At 60.3% G+C, this 18,218-nt stretch carries 13 protein-coding genes; 3 read left to right on the top strand and 10 right to left on the bottom strand.

What is annotated here, in order from left to right; all coding sequences use genetic code 11:
- The first annotated feature begins 12 nt into the window (after positions 1-12).
- Entirely contained in the window at positions 13-1,629 is a 1,617-nt protein-coding gene (locus NITLEN_RS14145; RefSeq protein ID WP_121990283.1) for an efflux transporter outer membrane subunit, read from the top strand.
- A 142-nt stretch (positions 1,630-1,771) separates the two neighbouring features.
- Here the strand turns inward: NITLEN_RS14145 and NITLEN_RS14140 are convergent, their stop codons facing one another.
- Genes NITLEN_RS14140 through NITLEN_RS14125 form a run of 4 tightly spaced genes read right to left on the bottom strand, consistent with a single transcriptional unit; the run spans position 1,772 to position 7,279 of the window.
- Positions 1,772-3,283 (bottom strand): HlyD family secretion protein, encoded by a 1,512-nt coding sequence (locus NITLEN_RS14140; protein ID WP_121990282.1) that lies wholly within the window; start codon positions 3,281-3,283, stop codon positions 1,772-1,774.
- The gene (locus tag NITLEN_RS14135) at positions 3,280-4,794 is read right to left on the bottom strand and encodes an efflux transporter outer membrane subunit (protein WP_121990281.1); all 1,515 of its coding nucleotides are present in this window, start codon (positions 4,792-4,794) and stop codon (positions 3,280-3,282) included. The genes NITLEN_RS14140 and NITLEN_RS14135 overlap by 4 nt, the downstream gene beginning before the upstream one ends.
- The gene (locus NITLEN_RS14130) at positions 4,791-6,389 is read right to left on the bottom strand and encodes a DHA2 family efflux MFS transporter permease subunit (protein WP_121990280.1); all 1,599 of its coding nucleotides are present in this window, start codon (positions 6,387-6,389) and stop codon (positions 4,791-4,793) included. Before NITLEN_RS14130 ends, NITLEN_RS14135 begins: the two co-directional genes overlap by 4 nt.
- A 20-nt stretch (positions 6,390-6,409) precedes the next feature.
- The gene (locus NITLEN_RS14125; RefSeq protein WP_121990279.1) at positions 6,410-7,279 is read right to left on the bottom strand and encodes a formate/nitrite transporter family protein; all 870 of its coding nucleotides are present in this window, start codon (positions 7,277-7,279) and stop codon (positions 6,410-6,412) included.
- A gap of 276 nt (positions 7,280-7,555) precedes the next feature.
- Between NITLEN_RS14125 and NITLEN_RS14120 the strand changes: the two genes are divergently transcribed.
- Entirely contained in the window at positions 7,556-9,484 is a 1,929-nt protein-coding gene (locus tag NITLEN_RS14120) for an ATP-binding protein (protein ID WP_121990278.1), read from the top strand.
- Between the two features lie 3 nt (positions 9,485-9,487).
- Positions 9,488-10,876, top strand: coding sequence for a sigma-54-dependent transcriptional regulator (locus NITLEN_RS14115; protein WP_121990277.1), 1,389 nt, complete (start codon positions 9,488-9,490; stop codon positions 10,874-10,876).
- Positions 10,877-10,954: 78 nt separating this feature from the next.
- Here the strand turns inward: NITLEN_RS14115 and NITLEN_RS14110 are convergent, their stop codons facing one another.
- From NITLEN_RS14110 to NITLEN_RS14085, 6 genes are all read right to left on the bottom strand, one after another.
- The gene (locus tag NITLEN_RS14110; protein WP_121990276.1) at positions 10,955-12,010 is read right to left on the bottom strand and encodes a hypothetical protein; all 1,056 of its coding nucleotides are present in this window, start codon (positions 12,008-12,010) and stop codon (positions 10,955-10,957) included.
- Entirely contained in the window at positions 12,007-14,469 is a 2,463-nt protein-coding gene (locus NITLEN_RS14105; RefSeq protein WP_121990275.1) for an arsenate reductase (azurin) large subunit, read from the bottom strand. Before NITLEN_RS14105 ends, NITLEN_RS14110 begins: the two co-directional genes overlap by 4 nt.
- Before the next feature lie 32 nt (positions 14,470-14,501).
- On the bottom strand, positions 14,502-15,026 hold the full coding sequence (locus NITLEN_RS14100) for an arsenate reductase (azurin) small subunit (protein ID WP_121990274.1): 525 nt from the start codon (positions 15,024-15,026) through the stop codon (positions 14,502-14,504).
- Positions 15,027-15,174: 148 nt separating this feature from the next.
- A complete protein-coding gene (locus NITLEN_RS14095; RefSeq protein ID WP_121990273.1) occupies positions 15,175-16,638 on the bottom strand; it encodes a hypothetical protein in 1,464 nt (487 codons plus the stop codon).
- Between the two features lie 110 nt (positions 16,639-16,748).
- Entirely contained in the window at positions 16,749-17,876 is a 1,128-nt protein-coding gene (locus NITLEN_RS14090; protein ID WP_121990272.1) for an inorganic phosphate transporter, read from the bottom strand.
- Between the two features lie 4 nt (positions 17,877-17,880).
- Positions 17,881-18,216, bottom strand: coding sequence for an ArsR/SmtB family transcription factor (locus NITLEN_RS14085; RefSeq protein WP_181416876.1), 336 nt, complete (start codon positions 18,214-18,216; stop codon positions 17,881-17,883).
- Positions 18,217-18,218 lie beyond the last annotated feature (2 nt).

Genomic DNA, 18,218 nt, shown 5'->3' with positions numbered 1-18,218 from the left:
GGCCTCGATCACATGCTGAGCGAGCGTGTCCGCACAGGATCCCACGCGCCAGGCTTTCTCCTCGCCGGGGTCCGGCGCAGTGCGATGGCCGTGCTGGCGCTCACGGCATCGGCCTGTAGCGATGTGCCGCATGTCGATCTGGCCCCGCCCTATCAACCGGCTGAATTTGTCGTCCCTGCCTCGTGGCATGGGGCCAGTCCCTTCGTCGAGGCGAATCCGTCGGATGGCGCGATGCGTCCGGATTGGTGGACCCTCTACGAGGATCCGCTCCTGAACCAGCTCGAAGAGCAGGCGATGGCGGCGAATGCGGATCTCCAGGCCACGGCGGAACGGTTTATCCAGGCGCGCGATGAAATGATGAAAGTCCGGTCGCGCCGAATGCCGCAGATCGGACTGGGGTTCGGTGCCTCGAATAACAGGCAGTCAGAGAATACCCTGTTTCGCGCTCCCGATAGTCCGCTCCAGGACCCCTCCGTGAACCTTGGAGGGCTGGCCTCTTGGGAGCCAGATTTTTGGTCGGCGATCCGCAATGCGACGCGCGTGGAAACGTATCGCGCGGAACAGCGGGCCGCCGACTATGGCCTCGCGCGTCTCAGTCTGCAGGCGGAGATCGCGGCCAACTATTTTTCGCTACGCGGCTACGACGCCGAGATCGCGACCTATACCCAATCGATCGATCTCTATCGACGGTCCCTCGCCATCGTGAAGGCGCAGTTTGCCGGGGCGATTGCCTCGGCTCTCGACGTGGCTCGCGTCGAATCGCTCCTATACAGCACTGAGACGAAACTGGCCCAGGTTCAAGGACAACGCCAAGTGACGGAACAGTCGATTGCCACCCTCGTCAACATGGCGCCGGCCGGGTTCACGATCAAACCGGTCGATCAGCTTCGTGTGACGCGGATCACGATTCCGCAGACTATGCCGTCGACCTTGCTGGAGCGCCGGCCGGATGTCGCTGCAATGGAGCGCCAGATGGCGCAAGCGAACCGGGCCATCGGCATTGCCCGTTCCGCTTTTTATCCGAACGTGAATTTCCGGATCGGAGGCGGCTTTGAGGACGGCGGTTTCAATCTTGTCCAGCTCGCCAACAGTTTATGGTCCTATGGCGCGACGGTATCGGTGCCGATGTTTCAGGGAGGCTACCGACGCGCTCAATTGCAGCAGGCCTGGTCGGCCTACCGCGAAACAGAAGATCGATACCGGGCGATCGTGCTCAACGCCTTCCGCGAAGTCGAAAATAATTTGAGTCTGACCAATCAGCTGAACCTTGCCGTCAACCGGCAAGAGGCGGCGGTCGGAGCGACGATGAAGACGCAAAGTCTGACCATGGAGCTGTATCAGGGCGGGCTGGCCTCCAGCCTGGAACTGATTTATGCGCAGGAGGTTACACTCACGGCGCGGATCGAATCGGTACAGATCAAGGTCGAACTTCTGAGAGCGTCGGTGGCGCTGATCCGTGCGCTCGGCGGAGGCTGGAACCGGAATCAGTTGCCGACTGACGAGCAAATCCAGCCGTTCGAGACTTTCCAATATACGAATCTCGACAAGCCGGCGCCTGCGGGCGGTATCGATGTCCATGTAGGCAATAACCGGATATACAATGATCTGACCAAGCCGCCGGTTCCTTGACCGGATGCCGGTAATCGCTACGCCGTTCAGGTCTCAGCGCAGGCTGGATGGCGCAAGTCTGGGTGGATCTGATCGTGAGGCAGGGATCGTGAAATGGGAACTTGAATCCCGTTGCGCGTGAGTGCCTTCTGCAATCGAAAGATTATTTCCCGCGATCCTGATCGGAGCCCAGGCGGAGTCGGGAGGGGCTGCGCCCTCCCTCCGGTCCCAGTGAGCCGGAACCTGGACCGATGGAGGGCGTCAGTGGAGGTGACGTGTTCCCCATATCGGGACTGTGCCGCGGAACGTAAGAGCGGGGCGTGTGATCGCTGCGTTCGGACCGTACGGGTACATCGAGAGGCGTCGCGGCCTTTTCGGATTTTCGCCAGGTGCCTTGCTCCAGATCGGTCTGTCTGACTTCGCCCCCTTCGCGTACCAGTTGGAGCTCGTCCAATTCGCCGTTGTGTGCGACAGCCAGATTGCTGGCCATGACCTCTTTCGCCATGGCCTCCGCCGTGGGCAGTTCGTCGGCATAGACATCGGTGGCATATTCCGCCGTCGAAGGCGCGGCGGAAGACGACCATACGGATTGACCAGGTTCCCCGATGTTGATCGATGTGACGGTGGACAGACCGGGTCTGACCGGATGCTCGCGAATTTCCTGTTCCTGCAACGCAATGCGGACCGGCACGCGTTCAACGATATGGATGAAGTTTCCCGTGGCATTGTCCGGCGGCAACAGGGCGAAGGCGCTCCCGCTGCCGGGCACGAGGCCTTCGACGGTGCCGTGAAACGTATATTGCGATCCATACAGGCCGACGTTGACCAACGCCGTCTGCCCGGGGCGAATGTGTTGCATCTCGGTTTCACGCAGATTCGCCTCAACCCACAAATGATCCAGCGGCACGATGGTCATCAGCGGTGAGCCGGGATGCACGCGATCGCCCACCTGGGCTTTCCGCTTCGCCACATAGCCGGAGACCGGGGCTTTGATCTGTTGGCGGGTGTATTCCAGATAGGCTTCGATGAGCTGGTGTTTCGCCAGCTCGACGGCTGGGTGCGCGATGACGGTGGTGCCGCCCACCCGCGCATCGAGCGTATCGAGCTCGGCCTTCGTTTCCCGCACATCCGCTTCCAGCGACAGAATTTTGTCGGACGTATTTTGGAGAATTTGCTTAGACACGGCGCCGCTCGCCGCCGCGGTCCGATAGCGTGCCAGATCGTGGAGTGCCAGATTCAGGCGGGCGGACCGCGAGGTCAATTGTTCCGCCAGCTGTTTTCTGGTCATGAACAGCGCTGCAATGCGCCGGACTTCTTCGCCGAGGTGCCCGCGCGCGCGTCCTAATGCCGCGTAGGCCTGATGTTCGTCGAGGCGGATCATCAAGTCGCCTCGATTGACGAATTGCGTTTCTTCGGCCAGGACCTGCGTGACAATCCCGGAGGCCTGCGCCGCCACCGGGACGAGGTTCCCGGTCACGTAGGCGTTGTCGGTGCGGACCCAGAACCGGTCGTGCGTCCACCAGTAGTTGAGGTAGACGATGGAGGCGATCAGCACGAGCGCGGCCACGATTAGCAGCCGGCGGTTCCGGCGGGCGCGGATGGCTTTGGGATGGATTCGGAACGAAGTCGGTGCCGGTGCCGGTGAAGGCGTGGGTGGAGTCGGTGTGGTCGTCATTGTGCACTCGGGTTATGGTGTGGTCTCTTTTCGATGTCCTGATTCTTATAGCCCCCGCCCAGCGCTTCGATGAGGTCGACGGCCGCCACCAGTTGGTCGCTTTCCAGCGCGCGCAGGGCATACTCCTGTTCCAGCACGGGCTGGCGGTGCCGCAAGACCTCGCGGTCGTCGTCCAGGCCGGTGATGAGCCGCACTTTCGCCAACTGCACGTCTTCACCGAGGGAGGCCATCAGGCGCTTGTGCGATTCAATCATCTCGCGCGTCGATTGCCAGGCACTGAGGCTGTCCGCCACATCGCGCATCGCATCGAGCAGCGTTTCATTATAAAGCTCCACGGCCGAGTCATATTCCGCCCGTTGCGCGGCCAGTTCACCACGCAGCCGGCCGCCCTCGAACCAGGGCATGCGCAGTCCCGGCGCGAAGCCATAGGAGTTGCTTTGACCGCTGAATAACAGGTTGGACAATTTATCGGCGTGTTTCATCAGCGTCAGCGCATTGAATCCGACGAACGCGGTGAGATCGATCGTGGGGTAAAATTGGGTCTTCGCGACCTTGACCAACCGGGCGGCGGCATCGGCCCGGTAGAGGGCCGCGGCCAGATCAGGACGGCGGACCAACAGTCCGATGGATAGATGGTCGGGGGCGGTAATCTGTTCGGGAATCACGACGGCCGGTTTCGCGAACAAGTGGAGCGAATAATCCGGGCCTTGGCCGGCCAGCCGCGCCAGCACATGGCGCTGGACGTCGAGTTGATCGCGGAGCCCCGCTTGCCGCTTGAAGGCCGCTTCATAATCCGCGACGGCGATTTTTACCGGCTGTTCGTTATCCAGGCCGAGACGGAATCGGGTTTCCGCGAGTGTCTTGAGATCCCGGCGGATGGCAACCAAGGTTTTCACGATGTCGAGCTGCTGCTGTAATGCTTGTCCTTTGAAATAGGATCGCGCCATGGCGGCGGTCAGCCGCAGGCGCACGTCGGCCTTTTCCGCTTCTTCCGCAGCTGCCTGTCCTAGGGCCGCTTCGACCGTGGCCCGGTTCTTCCCCCAGAAATCGAATTCGTACCGAAAGCTCAGCGGGTTGACGATGCCCAGCAGAATCTTGTCTCCCGCCACTTTCGGATTCAGCACCGCAAACACGCCATGTTGCGAAATGCGCTCATGGGTCAGCGAGGCATCGGCCTCCAGAAACGGCAGCAGCCGCGCGCCTTCCACTTTCACCAGGGCTTCCGCTTCTCGCAACCGCGCGGACGCGCGCTTGAGGCCGGGGTTATCTTTGAGGGCGCTGTCGATCAGGTCGTTCAATTCCTGATTGCTGAATTGCGTCCACCAGCGATCTTCCGGCCATTGCTGCAGCCGGCTCTCGACTTCAGCCAGGGTCTCGCGCATTTCCGGCGGCTCAAGCAACTCAGCGGGAGGATTCCCCGGCGGAATCCAGGCGCAACTGCCGAAGAGCAGCGCACCGGCGATGCCGAGGCCGGTCCGTAGTCGCGAGGTTGCAATGCCAGGGAAGGTCATGGCATCTCCTCGATCAATTCTTCCGCACGGAGTTCTCGCAACTCTTCTGCTGGAGTCAGCGGGAGCGGCCTGTGGGTCGGATGCGCGAACCAGACCAGCGCGGCGATGCCGAGGAACAGGCCGCTGGCCACCAGAAAGGCATCGTTCAGACTCAAGATCGCCGCCTCTTGTTTGATCATGGTGCCGAGCGTGGCATTCACTTGCGCCGGCGCGACTCCCGCCTCGATGAGTTTGGTCATCAACTGTCCCAGCGGATCGTACGAGATCGACAGCCGCCCGCCGAAATGGTCGGCCAGATTGAGTTGATGGAAGTGCGCGCGTCGAAAGAGGATGATGCTTTGGAATGTGATGCCGAAGGCCCCGGCTGTGACGCGCAACAGATTGGCGACCTCGGCCGCGCGGAGAATCAGAGGGCCGGACAAGCCGTGCAGAATCAACACGGTCAACGGGGTAAAGAACGATCCCAGAAAGATGCCTTCGACGACCATGGGCCAGAAGAGTTGGTCAAAGGAGTGTGGGTCGTCGTACAGGCCCATCCAGTAAAACGTGGCGGCAAATCCGAGACTGTTGAAACAGATCAGCCAGCGCGCATCGACGTATTTGCAGAGGATGTGCATGACCGCAATAGCGGGGGCGCCGAAGAGCACCAGGGGGAGCAGCGCCAAGCCGGCCAATTCAGACGAATAGCCCAGGATCAGCTGGATTTGCACAATCAGGAGCGAGAGCAGTCCCTGAACGGAAAAGAATCCAACGGTCAGGCAGGTGACGCCGATGAAAAAGTTCCGGTGTCGAAACAGCCGGAGGTCCAGGGTGGGGTGCCGCTCGCCGAGTTCCCATATCACAAAACAGGGAAGCGCGACCGCCAGGACGATCGCGATCGCTTGGAGGAGGGGAGAGTCCATCCAATCGAAATCGTTGCCCATGTTGAGGAAGGTCTGGAGACCCAGAAGCAGGAGCAGGAGCAGCAAAAATCCCACGAGGTCGAACCGCCCGTATCGCCGGCGGAACCCCCGTCCGTGGAGGAGCGCCGCCAGCGTTCCGACCACGATCATCGTCAGCACAAAATCCAAATAGAACAGTGAGCGCCAGCCGAATAGATAGACGAGGTACCCGCCGACCGGCATCCCAATGGTGAAGGGAGTGATGCTGAACAATCCCCAGACGCTCAGGGCCAGCGCTTTCGACCGCTTCGGGTACTCGTTCAGCAGCATCGCTTGGGCGATCGGCAATGTGATGCCGCCGGCGATGCCCTGCGCGATTCGGGCCGGGAGAAATTGCGAGAGGGTTTCGCTGGCGCCGCAGAGGTACGAGGCGCAGCTATAGACGAGGAATGCGCTGATCAGCAGGCGATAGTCGCCGATGCGGCCGGAGAGATAGCGCGCCAGAGGAAAGCCCAGCGCCAGCCCGACCATGAAGTCGGTTTGCGCCCAGGTGAGAAAACTCGGCAGGACGCCGCCGAGGTCGCCGGAGACGTGCGGCAGCAGCGCGATATACGAACCGGCATTGAACAACACCACGATGTGCGCCAGGCCGAGGATGGCATTGAAGAGCACAAACCGCCAGCCCCGCAATCGTCTGAGAAACACCGTTGTCATTCCGCGCTGCCTTCACTCTCTTAAAAAGACGGAGAATAGCTGTGCTGGGCCTGGGCCGGGGGCGGTTGGACTGTTGAGACGGGCAGGTTCACTGCCGGTGCGGGTGTCCGATGCGTCAGATAGATGGCCATTCCAGTGAAGAGCATGCCGCCGACCAGATTGCCTAATGTCACCGGGATTTGATTCCAGAGCCACCAGGTGGAGACCGTGACGTTGGCGCCGAGCAGCATACCGACCGGGATCACGAACATATTGACGACCGCATGTTCAAATCCCTGAGAGAAGAAGAGCACGGTCGGTCCCCAGATGGCAAGTAATTTCCCGCTAAAGGAGTTCGAGGCGTAGGACGCGACGACGGCCAAGCTCACCATCCAATTGCAGAGGATGGCTTTGGTAAAGACCGTGAGCATGCCGGCGGAGCCGTGGGCGGCATAGTAGTTCGTTTTGGCTTCGGCAATCGCGATCAGTTTGGCGCCGACCGGAGGGACGATATTGTCCCATGCCGTCGTAATGCAGAGTGCGAACAGGAGGGCATACAGCATCGACCCTAAGAGATTGCCGAGAAAGACCCATCCCCAATTGGCCAGTACGCGACTCATGCTGACCTGCCCGCGGCTCGCGACGGCGATGCAGGGCAGCAGCGCGAAGCTGCCGGTGATGATTTCCGTTCCCAGGAGGATGGCCAACGCCAGTCCGAAGGGAAACAGGAGGCTGCCGGCAATCCAGGACCCGGTCTCGACGGCGACCGTGACGGCCATGCTGGTCGCGATTCCCAGGTACGCGCCGGCCAGCATCCCTCGAATGACCAGATGCCGCGGGGGCACGTTCAGCTTGGTGGTACCGCCGGCCAGCATGCTTTCTACAACGCCGAGAGGTTTGACGTAGTCCATTGCGGATTCTCCTTTAGGATTCCATGGTGCCGCCGGTTGATCGCCTGGGTTGGAGGCCGTGAATAAATTCAGCAATCTCGTTAAGCAACCTCGGTGCCAGTCGTGTGCTTCGCATAAACCGCGCAATAGTTCTGACTTTGGTCCGTGCTGAAATGGTATTGAGCGGTTTCGCACGGCTCGCACAGTGCGATTGAATGGGCGCTGACGGTGAGTCATTCGGACATTTGACAGGGTGGGGAGTGCCCTCCTAGGATGACGCAGTTTCATGGAGTGCCTATGCGCGAGCGTGCCGCCCGCTTGTTCAACAATCTTCCGATTCACCGCAAGCTGTTGCTCGCGTCGTTTATTCCTCTCGTCGCCCTCATTGTCTTGAGCGTGATGACCTATCAGAGCATTCAGACGTTTTCGCAGGACGAAGAGCAGCTGGATAATCTGTATGTGGCGCAAAAAAATGCAGCTGAGTATATGCGGTTGGTTGTCGATCTGGAGACCGGGTTCCGGGGCTACGTACTGACCGAGCAATACCGGTATCTGCGTCCCTATCGCGTCGCGCAGGAAGGGATCGATGCCATCGGCCGTGATCTTGCCGGGCGCATTTCAGGCGACCAGTCGGATCGGTTCAAGAATATCCAGGCGCTCGTCGTCCAGTTGGTGACGGAGAAAGAGGCCTTGATTCACGCGATCAAGGACGGCCATAAACAGGACGCCTTTCATTATATGGAAGAGGGGCGCGGGCGGGAACTGATGGTCGAGATTCGCCGGCAAATGGGGATTTTCGACCGGTTCGAGCAGCAGAGCGTCGCTGAAAAGCTGGCACAATTGAGCCAAGATCGCACCTCCACGCTGTTTGTGGTGCTGGGCGGAGGCGTCTTTACCTTCGGGTTGATGGTCGGCGCCTTGTATCTGATTGCCCGTTCGATAGCCGCTCCGCTGCTTAGCCTGGCCACGACGGTCGGTTCTTCGCCCGCGGGTCTCGTCCCGGCGATTGCCGTGCTGGCGCGCACGGACGAGATCGGGGATCTCACGCGGGTCATGCACGACATGAGCACCCAGATTCGCGGCCACCTCAATGCGATGGAGAAGTCCGAAGCCGCGCTTCGTCAGCTGAACGAGCATTTAGCCACCTCGGAGGCGAAGTATCGCGGTCTCGTCGATCATGCGCCGTTTGGAATCTTTACCACGAAGGGCATGCAGATCACCTTCAGCAATCGCTATAACCAAGAATTAGCGGGCCTCGGTCCCAATGATCCGGTGGATCCCGATGCCTTCAGAGAGCAGATTCATCCGGAAGATCGCGATCGGGTGCTGTCCGAATTTTCGCAGGCGGTGACGCAAGGCCAGTCGTACGAAACCGTCTTTCGCTTTTTGCACAAGGACGGAAGTGTGCGCAAAGTCTTGAGCCGCCGGTTGCCCATCGACGGCGGCGACGGCGTTTCGCAAGTCTACGTGGGCTTCAACGTCGATATCACGGCGCTGGAGGATTTGCAGTCCCGATTGAGCCGGGCGGAGCATCTGGCGATGTTGGGGCAGGTGGCGGCCGGCATCGCGCATGAGCTCAGGAATCCGCTGGTCGGGATCGGCTCGACCGCCTCGCTTCTACTCGATGATTTCGCGGACGGCGATTCGCGACGGGCGGATATCGATGTGATTTTGAAAGAGGCGAAACGATTGGACCGCATCGTCAATCAAATCGTCGAATATGCGCGGCCGCGAGAGCTGGCGCCGGTACTGTTCGAACTATCTGGATTGATCGCCGAAGTCGTCAAGACGCTCGATGTGCCGCTGCAGGCCAAGCATCTGGCTATTCAGTCGGCCCTGTCGCCGCTGGCCGATCGCGTGCATGCCGATCGGGATCAGATCAAGCAGGTGCTCTTGAACGTCATCCACAATGCGATCGATGCGTCTCCGATGGACGGGGCGGCCATCGACGTGACGGCGTTCGAGTTGTCCGGCCAGGAGCGGCCGGGTATCGTGGTGCTGGTCAAAGATGCCGGCGTCGGGATTTCCTCAGCGGCGCTGCCGCACGTGTTCGAGCCGTTCTATACGACGGGCAAGCGGCATGGGACGGGATTGGGGCTGGCGATCTGCAGAAATATTATTGAAAGCCATGGTGGCGATATTCACATGACGAGTGAGCCGGGCAAAGGGACCTCCGTGAGAATTTGGCTTCCGCTGAGTCAGAATGCTCAGGCGGTGAAAGGCTAATCGATGCGTGCAACGGTATTTGTAACGGATGATGAACAGGCGATTCGCGCCGCGATCGTCAAGCGGCTGACTCGGCAGGGGCATCGTGCCGTCGGATATGAATCCGGCGAAGCGCTGCTGGAAGCGCTCCGGCACGAGCTGCCCGATCTCATCTTGCTCGATCTGAAGATGCCCGGCCTCAACGGTCTCGACACCTTGAAGCGTCTGCGGCAGCTGGCTCCGTCCGCCATGGTGATTATGCTGACGGCGTACGGGACGGTGCAGGATGCCGTGGAAGCGATGAAGCTGGGGGCGTACGACTTTCTGATTAAGTCGGTCGATCTGGAGGGCATCGATCCGGTGGTCGCCCGCGTGTTGGATGTCGTGAGCCTTCGCCGCCGCCTGGATGCCGAGCTCGAACATCGGGACAGTCAATACCAATTGAGCCATCTGGTCGCGCAGAGCCACGTGATGAAGCAGTTGCTCGAACAGGTGCGTGAAGTGGCAGAGAATCCCAAATCGTCGGTGATGCTGCTCGGTGAAACCGGAACGGGGAAGGAGTTTTTTGCGCGCGTGATTCATCACAACGGCGCCCGGGCGTCGGCGCCGTTTATCGGGGTCAACTGCACGGCGATTCCCAAGGAGCTGTTTGAGAGCGAATTGTTTGGGTTTGAGCGGGGCGCGTTTACCGGCGCGAATCAGCGCAAGCTCGGGCTGCTCGAAAAATCTGAAGGCGGGACCCTGTTCCTGGATGAAATCGGTGATCTCGATCTTTCGATGCAGGCCAAACTCTTGCGCGTCATCCAGGAACGCTCTTTCCGGCGCCTGGGAGGGACCGATGATATCGGCGTGGATTTCCGTCTGATCACGGCCACGAACCGCGATCTCAAAAAGGAAGTGGGGCGCGGGGCCTTTCGCGAGGATCTCTATTTCAGGCTCAACGTGGTCGCCTTCGAGCTGCCGCCGTTGAGGAATCGAGTGGAGGACATCTTCGATCTCTGCCAGCGCGCGCTGGTCCGGTTCGCTCAGGATTTCGGGAAGCCGGTGCCCGAACTGGACCCGGAGGCCCGCACGCTGCTGGAGCGCTATCACTATCCGGGAAATATCCGCGAGCTCCAGAATATTCTTGAGCGGGCCATGATCTTCTGTCAGGGCCGGACGCTTGCGCCGAGCTGTTTGCCGGCGGAGTTGCGCGAAGCAGGCAAGCAGGTGGCCGTCACTACGGCGCCGGGACCGGAGCCGGTCGTGCGGGTCGAGATGAAGCTGGGGCAGCAATCGCTGGCCGATGTAGAGGGCGCGATCGTGGAAGAAGTCTTGCGGCTGGCCGATTACAACAAGACGCTGGCGGCCAAACATCTTGGAATGACCCGCTTCGCCCTGGATCGGCGACTCAAGAAAACCCACGACGAGTAGATCTTGGCGCGCAGGTTGTCCTGCTCCATGCGGCCTGGCGGCGGCAGCCTTGTTGCCGAGCGCGTGCGGCGTACTCGGTTATTTCCTGTGGGACTCGCTTTCTTTGAGTGCCTGTTCCAGCTCTGCTACGCGCTTCTCTAGCCGCTGCATGAATTCCTGAATCTGATTTTGAGACTGCGAGGATGCGCCCGCTTGAACGGCGGATCCCTGAGTCGACGTAGGCGCCGGATCAAGGGGGGCGGCCGTCTTCGGCACCTTCGCTGTGAGTTCCGCATTCGCCCGCTCCAAGTCGGCAATTCTCTTTTTCAGATCGGCAATCGCCAGACTTTCCGCTTTTCCCAGCGTTGCCTGCTGCACGGCATCGTGGGCTTCTTGTGCCCGCCTGATCGGATCGGGATTGGCGTTCAGATAAGACTGATAAGCGATGGACAAGCGCCGCTCGGGATATTCAACCAGACTGCCTTGGCGCTGGGTCGTTTGGTAGCGAGCATCATCAAAAAAGACGGCAAAGTCCTGTTCGCCGACCGAGGTCCAAGGGTGGTCGCGGACATACCCGGTGGTTTCACGGATATCGTGCAGCCGGTCCGTGCTGCCCACCTCTGACGCGGTCGTGATAAGGGGGTGCCAGAAGTTCGCGATGGCCAGCCGCAGCGTATCTTGGTGTGCGACGATGGTGCCGGAGGTCACGCGCTGGCGCGCGCCCGTGCCTGGTTTCGCGCGGTAGAACACGACGGCCTCTTCGGCATTCGCTTGCGCGAATGCCTCCTGAAGCGGTCCGCTCAGGAGGTGAATGTCTGACGAGTCGAACAGTCTGGGCGTCCCTGGGTCACCGGTGAAGGAGCGCAAGAGCCCGATCTTATTTCTCGCTGAAATTGAAGTAAGCAGGATCTCGATTTGCTCGCGAGTGAATGACACCGCATGGGTGGGGCCGCGGTCGTGCAGGAAGGCGATCTTGCTGCGTGGTTCCAGCCGAACGATTGTATCGGGACTTTCGTAAATCGACCGGCCGACTGGCCCCACGGTCGCGCAGGCGCTGCTGAGTACGCAAGCACTCAGCACGAGAGCGGCACAGCTCTGCTTCCATAGCGTATCGAGTCGCCGAGGTGGTGCTGTCTGTGGGTGGCGCATCGTCATGTTCGATTCGTTGGAATAAAGGAGAGCTGTTCTTTCAGCTCAGGAAGCGTTCCAATTTTCCGGATCCCGGCCTTGGTGCCTTTGTAATAGGGGATCGTGGTATCAGGGTCGACATAGTCTGTCGTCAGGCTATTGGCCCACCCCTTCGGATGCTCGAACAACATAAACACATGGCCAGTTTGGTTGGACTCTACCACGACGACCAGCGCGGTCACCGTGCCGTAGGGATTGAAGAGTTCAACGAGATCTCCGTTTTCAACTTCGAGTGTCGCGGCATCTTGCGGATGGATTTCGACGTGCGGCAACGGTTCGCGGCCGATGACGTAGGGTTTGCGCAGATCGTCGTACAGCGTTTGCCATCCGTGATTGGATCGGCCGTTGTTCACCCAGAACGGATACCGTGCGTCGCTCATCAACTGTTGCAGTTGCGGAGGAAAGCCTGGCCAGGATGCCGGAATGAATGTGAATTTCCCTGCATCCTCAAACAGCCGCGTGGTTCCTACGGGGAGTCCGTTTGTGATTTCCTTGACCGGCGTCTGTACGCCGTTGGTTTTCAATTGTGCGAGCATGGCATAGGTGGTCTCGCCGTAATCTTCTTGCGCACCTTTGACGCCGGCTGCGGCGGCACGAAACACCTCTTCGTCCGTGCGCCAGTCGAAGCCGGAAAACCGCGCGGCCTTCTCGCTGTTCCCCTCTGCCTGGTAGAGCGCCTGGATTTTCTGCGCCATCATCGCCATGATTTTCCAATCAGGCTCCGCGACTCCCGGCGCATCCATAAATTTCTGGTAGAGCCGCAAGCGCCGCTCTCCGTTGATCGAGGTCAGATTCATTTCGCCCCATTGTGCCGCCGGCAGCACGAGATGCGCATAGCGGGCGGTGTCGATCGGATAGATGTCCTGCACGATGAGAAAGAGACCGCCTTGCTCCAACGCGCCGAGGACCGCCTGTACCCGCTCTTCGAGCGTCCCACCGCCGGCGGCATCCAAGGCCTGGTTGACCAGTGCCGTGCGCCGGGCGAGGGCGAGGCGAAACTGCTGTGCGTTCAACGTGCCGCCCGCCGGGTTGCAGCCGGCGACCCAGAAGACTTTGGAGGCGCCTCCTTTGATGGCAACTTCGTCCACGTTCACCGGCGGGCGCTTGCCCGGATAGCTCGGACGGCTGTACCCCTCTTGATGGCCGCCCAGCCGGCCGCATCCCGTGCCGGGTTTTCCGAGGTTGCCGGTCAACAGGGCCAAATCGACGACCGACGCCACGTTCTCATAGTTCTTCAGTCCCCAAATCAGTCCCTTCTCGTAGAGCAGAAGCGTTCGTCTCCGGTGTGTTGGGGATTTCGGTTTGGCGATCCACTCGGCGGCGGTCATCATCTGTTCTCTGGAGATCCCTGTCAGACGAATGGCCTCGTCGAGATCTTGTGCGAGGTTCTTCGCCTTGCATGCTGCAAAGTTCTCCGTCCGCCGCTCGATGAACGCGGAGTCGTGCCATCCCTGTTCATAGATCAAACGGGAGAGGCTGTTCAGCAACGCAATATCGGTCCCGTTGTTGAGTTGCAGATGCAAGACGTTCTGTTTGCCCGCCGCGGCTTCCGCCACCGCGACTGTGGACGTCCGGCGCGGATCGACGATGATGATCTTGCCAGCTGCATGCGGCTCGCCCGGCAGCGATGCGTTTTTCTGAGCCAACGTTCCCCCGGACAGATTCGGCACCATATGTTCGAGGAAATACACCGACTGGGTTTCATAGGAATTCGCGCCGATCAACAGGATGGTATCGGCGAGTTCGGCATCCAGATAGGCGGAGGGAAGTGCGGCAATACCGGCGTCGCCTGAGGCGAAGACTTCGCTGTTATAGGCGGGCCGATTGTGGATGGAGGCCATCTGGGTGCCGATTCCTGTGAAGAAGAATTTCCCTACCGCCCAGTTGTTTTCAAACCCTCCGCCTCCGCCGCCGTGATCGAAGAATTTCATGGCGATGGCGTCCGGTCCCCACTTGTCGAGGCTGGCTTTGATAATTCTCGCGCCGAGGGTCAAGGCGTCGTCCCAGGTGGTCGGGAGCTGCTGGCCGCCTCGATAGAGCAGGGGTGTCGTCAGCCGGTCGGCAGTGGGACGATCCGGGGCATACAGCACATCCGCGTGCGTTCCACCGCGGACCGAATGGTTGCCCTTGTTCACGACACAGTCATGATCCGGCAATACGACAAGGTTATACTTCCGGCCATTCCGTTCCGTGATGACATTGTGCATGGCCGGTGAAATCCAGGTGCCGGTTCGCTCCGGCTGTTGCTTGGTGAAATCTGTGTGCAGCGCGTTTTGATGAGGCTTCGGGCCGCCTTCTGTGCCGAGCGGCCATTTATAGACGTTATACCCGCAGCCCACGATGCAGTAGGAACAGACGGTAGTGAATTGCTGGGCATCGGTCGGCGGGACCGGCACCCGGTCTTCGCCATGCGAAATCGTGCTCATAATAAGTGTTCTCCTCTCCGGGCCATCACCGGTTACGCCAATACATTCGCCTGCCGTCCATAGATGAGGCCCTTGATGCCGACGGCATAGATATCGCCTTTCGCGTCGATCTCCAGCTCAACCTGCGGCAGATTATCCGTTGCCTGGCCAATGACGGTGAGGCCTCCCTTTTGTGCATCGAACATGGCGTAGTGGAGCGGGCAATGAAACGCTCCGGTGTCTGCCTTGAATTGCAGGGTGCCGCCCATGTGGGTGCAGTACCGGCTGAAGGCGACAATATCCTGATCCGGCCCCATGCCGGTCAGCACAGGCTTGCCGAATTTCAGCAGGCTGATGGGCGACGCGTTGTCCGGATACGACAATCGCAACTCCTGGCCCGCTTTCAGATCGGTGAGGTGGACCAGCTTGACGCGCGGATAGGGTAAGGTGGTCGTCAGCGTGGAAGCGGCTACTGCGTCTCCCGCATGTCCCGTCTCGGGCAGAGCGCTTGCCGCACAGGCGCCTCCGACTACGCAGGCGCCCAGCTTGAGAAAGTGTCGTCTGGATAAATCGCTCATCTTGTCCCTTCCTTTCTGCAACCATCATCGAACGCCGGTGTGGTCTTAGCTGGAGGCTGAACCACGTGGTATGTGCGAATTATATGGGGACATCCTCTGCTGGGCATGAAGGGTTCCCTCGCCTCTGGCGGCCTTTTTCAGCCTCCTGTTAGAGCGCATACTGAAACCGCGTGAAGAATTCATAGATGGATCGTTCGACATTGGTTGCTTGCGTCCGATTGGCTAGGAAGTCGCCCATAAAGGCATGCGCGAAGCCGACATCCAGATTCAGATTCTTTGCCAGGTTATAAGTCAGCATACCGCCGGTTTCCGTACCCATATAAGTCGTGGCTCCGCGTGTGCCGAAGTCACGCGAACGAGCGGCGGCGAAGTACGCGCTCTCCAGAGTGCCGGTCAGTCTGGGGATGATGGGAAATTTGAGCTGTCCTTGAACGGTCCAGAGTCCGGCTCCGCCGTTGTTTAGATTGATCCCGAAGTCATTGACGTCGCCTGGCGCATTGGCGTTGAAGATATGGGAGTAGCCCCAATAGCCGTTTGTCCCGAGGATCGCTTCGGGCGTGGTGAACTGATTGCTGGTTTGGCCGGCCTTGTCGCCGGATGAATAGAGCGCAAAGAGGTTGAGCGTCGCCGGGCCGATGGGCAGGGTGCCTTCAAACTTGCCGGAGTAGCCGGTGTGGTTATTCCCGGTCGTGCCGGTGCCGATACGGCCGCTGTTCACCATGAGGTAGCTGTTCCATGCGCCGGTGGTGAACAAGGACCCTGAGGCCGTCAGTGCGATCCAATGTTCATGCGTATCGCCGATCGAGATATTCTCGGTCTTGCCGAGATTCATGGTGTAGTAGTGGCCGCCGACCTTGAGGTCGTACGAACCGAGCTTGAGTGGGGTATTGTAGTCCGTCACCCACATGTCACCGTCTTTCCCGAATCCCTGTCCGATCGTCCCGGCCTTTAGATCCGATGCGAAGCGGTAGAATCCCACTCGGTAATCGGCTTCCCCGAATTTGCCGCCCAACGACGCGCCGCCGACGAAGAAATCCCATTCGCCGTCCCACAGTACGCGGCCGACCTGGTCGAGCGTCGGAAGAATTCCCACGACGAGGGTATGGTTTTCAATCGGTGTGAAATAGACATAGCCGTATCGGACGCCGCGGGCTTGCAGCCGGTTGAAGGCGTTGGGCGTTCCGTCGGCATTCGCCCCGGACTCTCCGCGCGGGTCGCTGGCCGCCGGGCTGGAACCACCGAAGCCGCCGCGAAATTCCATTTGCATATAGCCGCCGACATGGTCGTCGTCCTTGGGTCTGATATCGAAGGCCAACCGCATCCGTTGCCGGAAGAAGTCGTAGCCGGTCGTGTCTCCGTAATTCAGTTTCCCCGGCCCGGTTCCCGCGGACGGCAAGCTGCCGTTATTGATGCCGCCGGGAATGTTGCTCGCGTTGTACAGCACGCGGTACTGAGCCCACAGGCGCAGGCGCAAGTTTTCCATCGGCACGGCATAGGCGTTTTCATTGGCCGGCTCGGGGAACGGGAGTTGGTCGGCGCGAACCGGACTCCCGACCAGGAGGAGGAGGACCAAGAATATGCGCGCGGTCTGTCGGTTGTTCCGGCGGTGCATGTGAAGAGGCTCCTTTCTCGGCTGAAGAAGGCCCCGTTTATACATAAACACATGTACATGTGTCTATATGTATGGCAAAGCCGATGGCGAGAGGGTGTCGGGGATCCCGGTTAGGAGAGGTGCGTGATGAGCAGATACGCGAAGCAGGCCAGCAAGGCGGCTGCGGGGATGGTGACGATCCAGGCCAGGACCATATCGCGCACGGTTGTCCAGCGAACGGCCTGGATGCCGTTGAGGAGGCCGATGCCGATGATCGACGAGCTGCTGACATGGGTGGTGGAGACGGGCAGTCCGAGCATGGCGGAGATCATCACCAGAGAGGAGGTCGTGAGGTTGGCCGACAATCCTTCGACATGGTTCATGCGGGTGACTTTCTCTGCGAGCACCTGTGTGACGCGGAGTCCGCCCCAGTAGCTCCCGAATCCCATCGCGAGCGTGACACCGGCAAAGGCCGCCATCCGAAGAGGGCTATCGGCGGGCAGTGCAAGGGCTTGTCCCAGCAGGAGCATCGCGACGATCTTCGGCGCATCGTTGGTGCCGCGCGCGAGAGAGGCCAGGCCGCTGGAGATCCAATGGATGCTATCCAGGCCGACGACCAGTCCCTTCAGTCCGGCGCGGTCGCACTGAGACGGGACGGCCAGCACCGGCTGTCCCGGACCAGCCGTTTGAAACAGGGTGCGAGTCATCCCCTGCGCGTCAATCGTCACCAGGGCGCGGGCGGCGGGCATGAGGCAGAGGCAGTGTCCTTCCCACCGATTCGCCAGCGCGCGGATCAGCGGATGGACGATGATGGCCACGGTGAAGGCCAGCAGAGGACTCAACAGCAGGGGGAGGGCGATTTTCTTGGCCAGGGCCGGCCACATGAGGCCTTCCTGTCCGAACGCCATCAGGCCGGCGCCCATAATTGCCCCGGTCAGCGCATGAGTGGTCGAGACGGGCAGTCCCGTTCGTGAGGCCAAGAGGACCCACGCCATCGCCCCGCTGAGTACGGCTAACGCGAACGCCAGGGGAATGCTGCGGTCCGGTTGCACCAGTCCGGTGCTGAAGGTATTGACCATGGCCGTGGCGACGAGGGCAGACAGGCCGGCCCCCACCGCGGTCCAGGCCGTGCCCCATCGAATGGCGGTCGAATAGTTCGTGACTCCGCTGCCGACCAATGTGGCAATGGCTTTGGATACGTCATTCGTGCCATTCGCGAATGCGAGGGCCAGCATGAGCGTGAACAGCGCGAGGTCCATTTGATTATCGGCTAGCGGTGGGGAAATTCAGTTGGCAGCAGCCAAAGTCCAGCCCCTGTTTGCCACGCTGCTTCAGCGCGCTCTGCATATGGGGCGCAATGCGATAGCAGACTTGCTTGCCGGCACGTTGCCCCTCGATGAGGCCTGCCTGTCGGAGAATGCGGAGATGATGGGAAATGTACGGTTGAGGACGGTTCAGTTCCGTCACGAGATCGCTCACGCATTTTTCCTGCGTCAGCAAAGACTCAAGAATAGCGAGCCGGGTGGGGTCGCCGACTGCGCGCAGAATGACGGCGCATTCCTGAGCGGTGACGGTCTTATTCGGTGTCGTTCGCTTCACCC

Origin of the sequence: Nitrospira lenta (assembly GCF_900403705.1) — a bacterium.
GTDB lineage: Bacteria > Nitrospirota > Nitrospiria > Nitrospirales > Nitrospiraceae > Nitrospira_D > Nitrospira_D lenta.
Note: the sequence above shows the minus strand (reverse complement) of the source record. Positions and strands in the feature narration are given on the sequence as shown.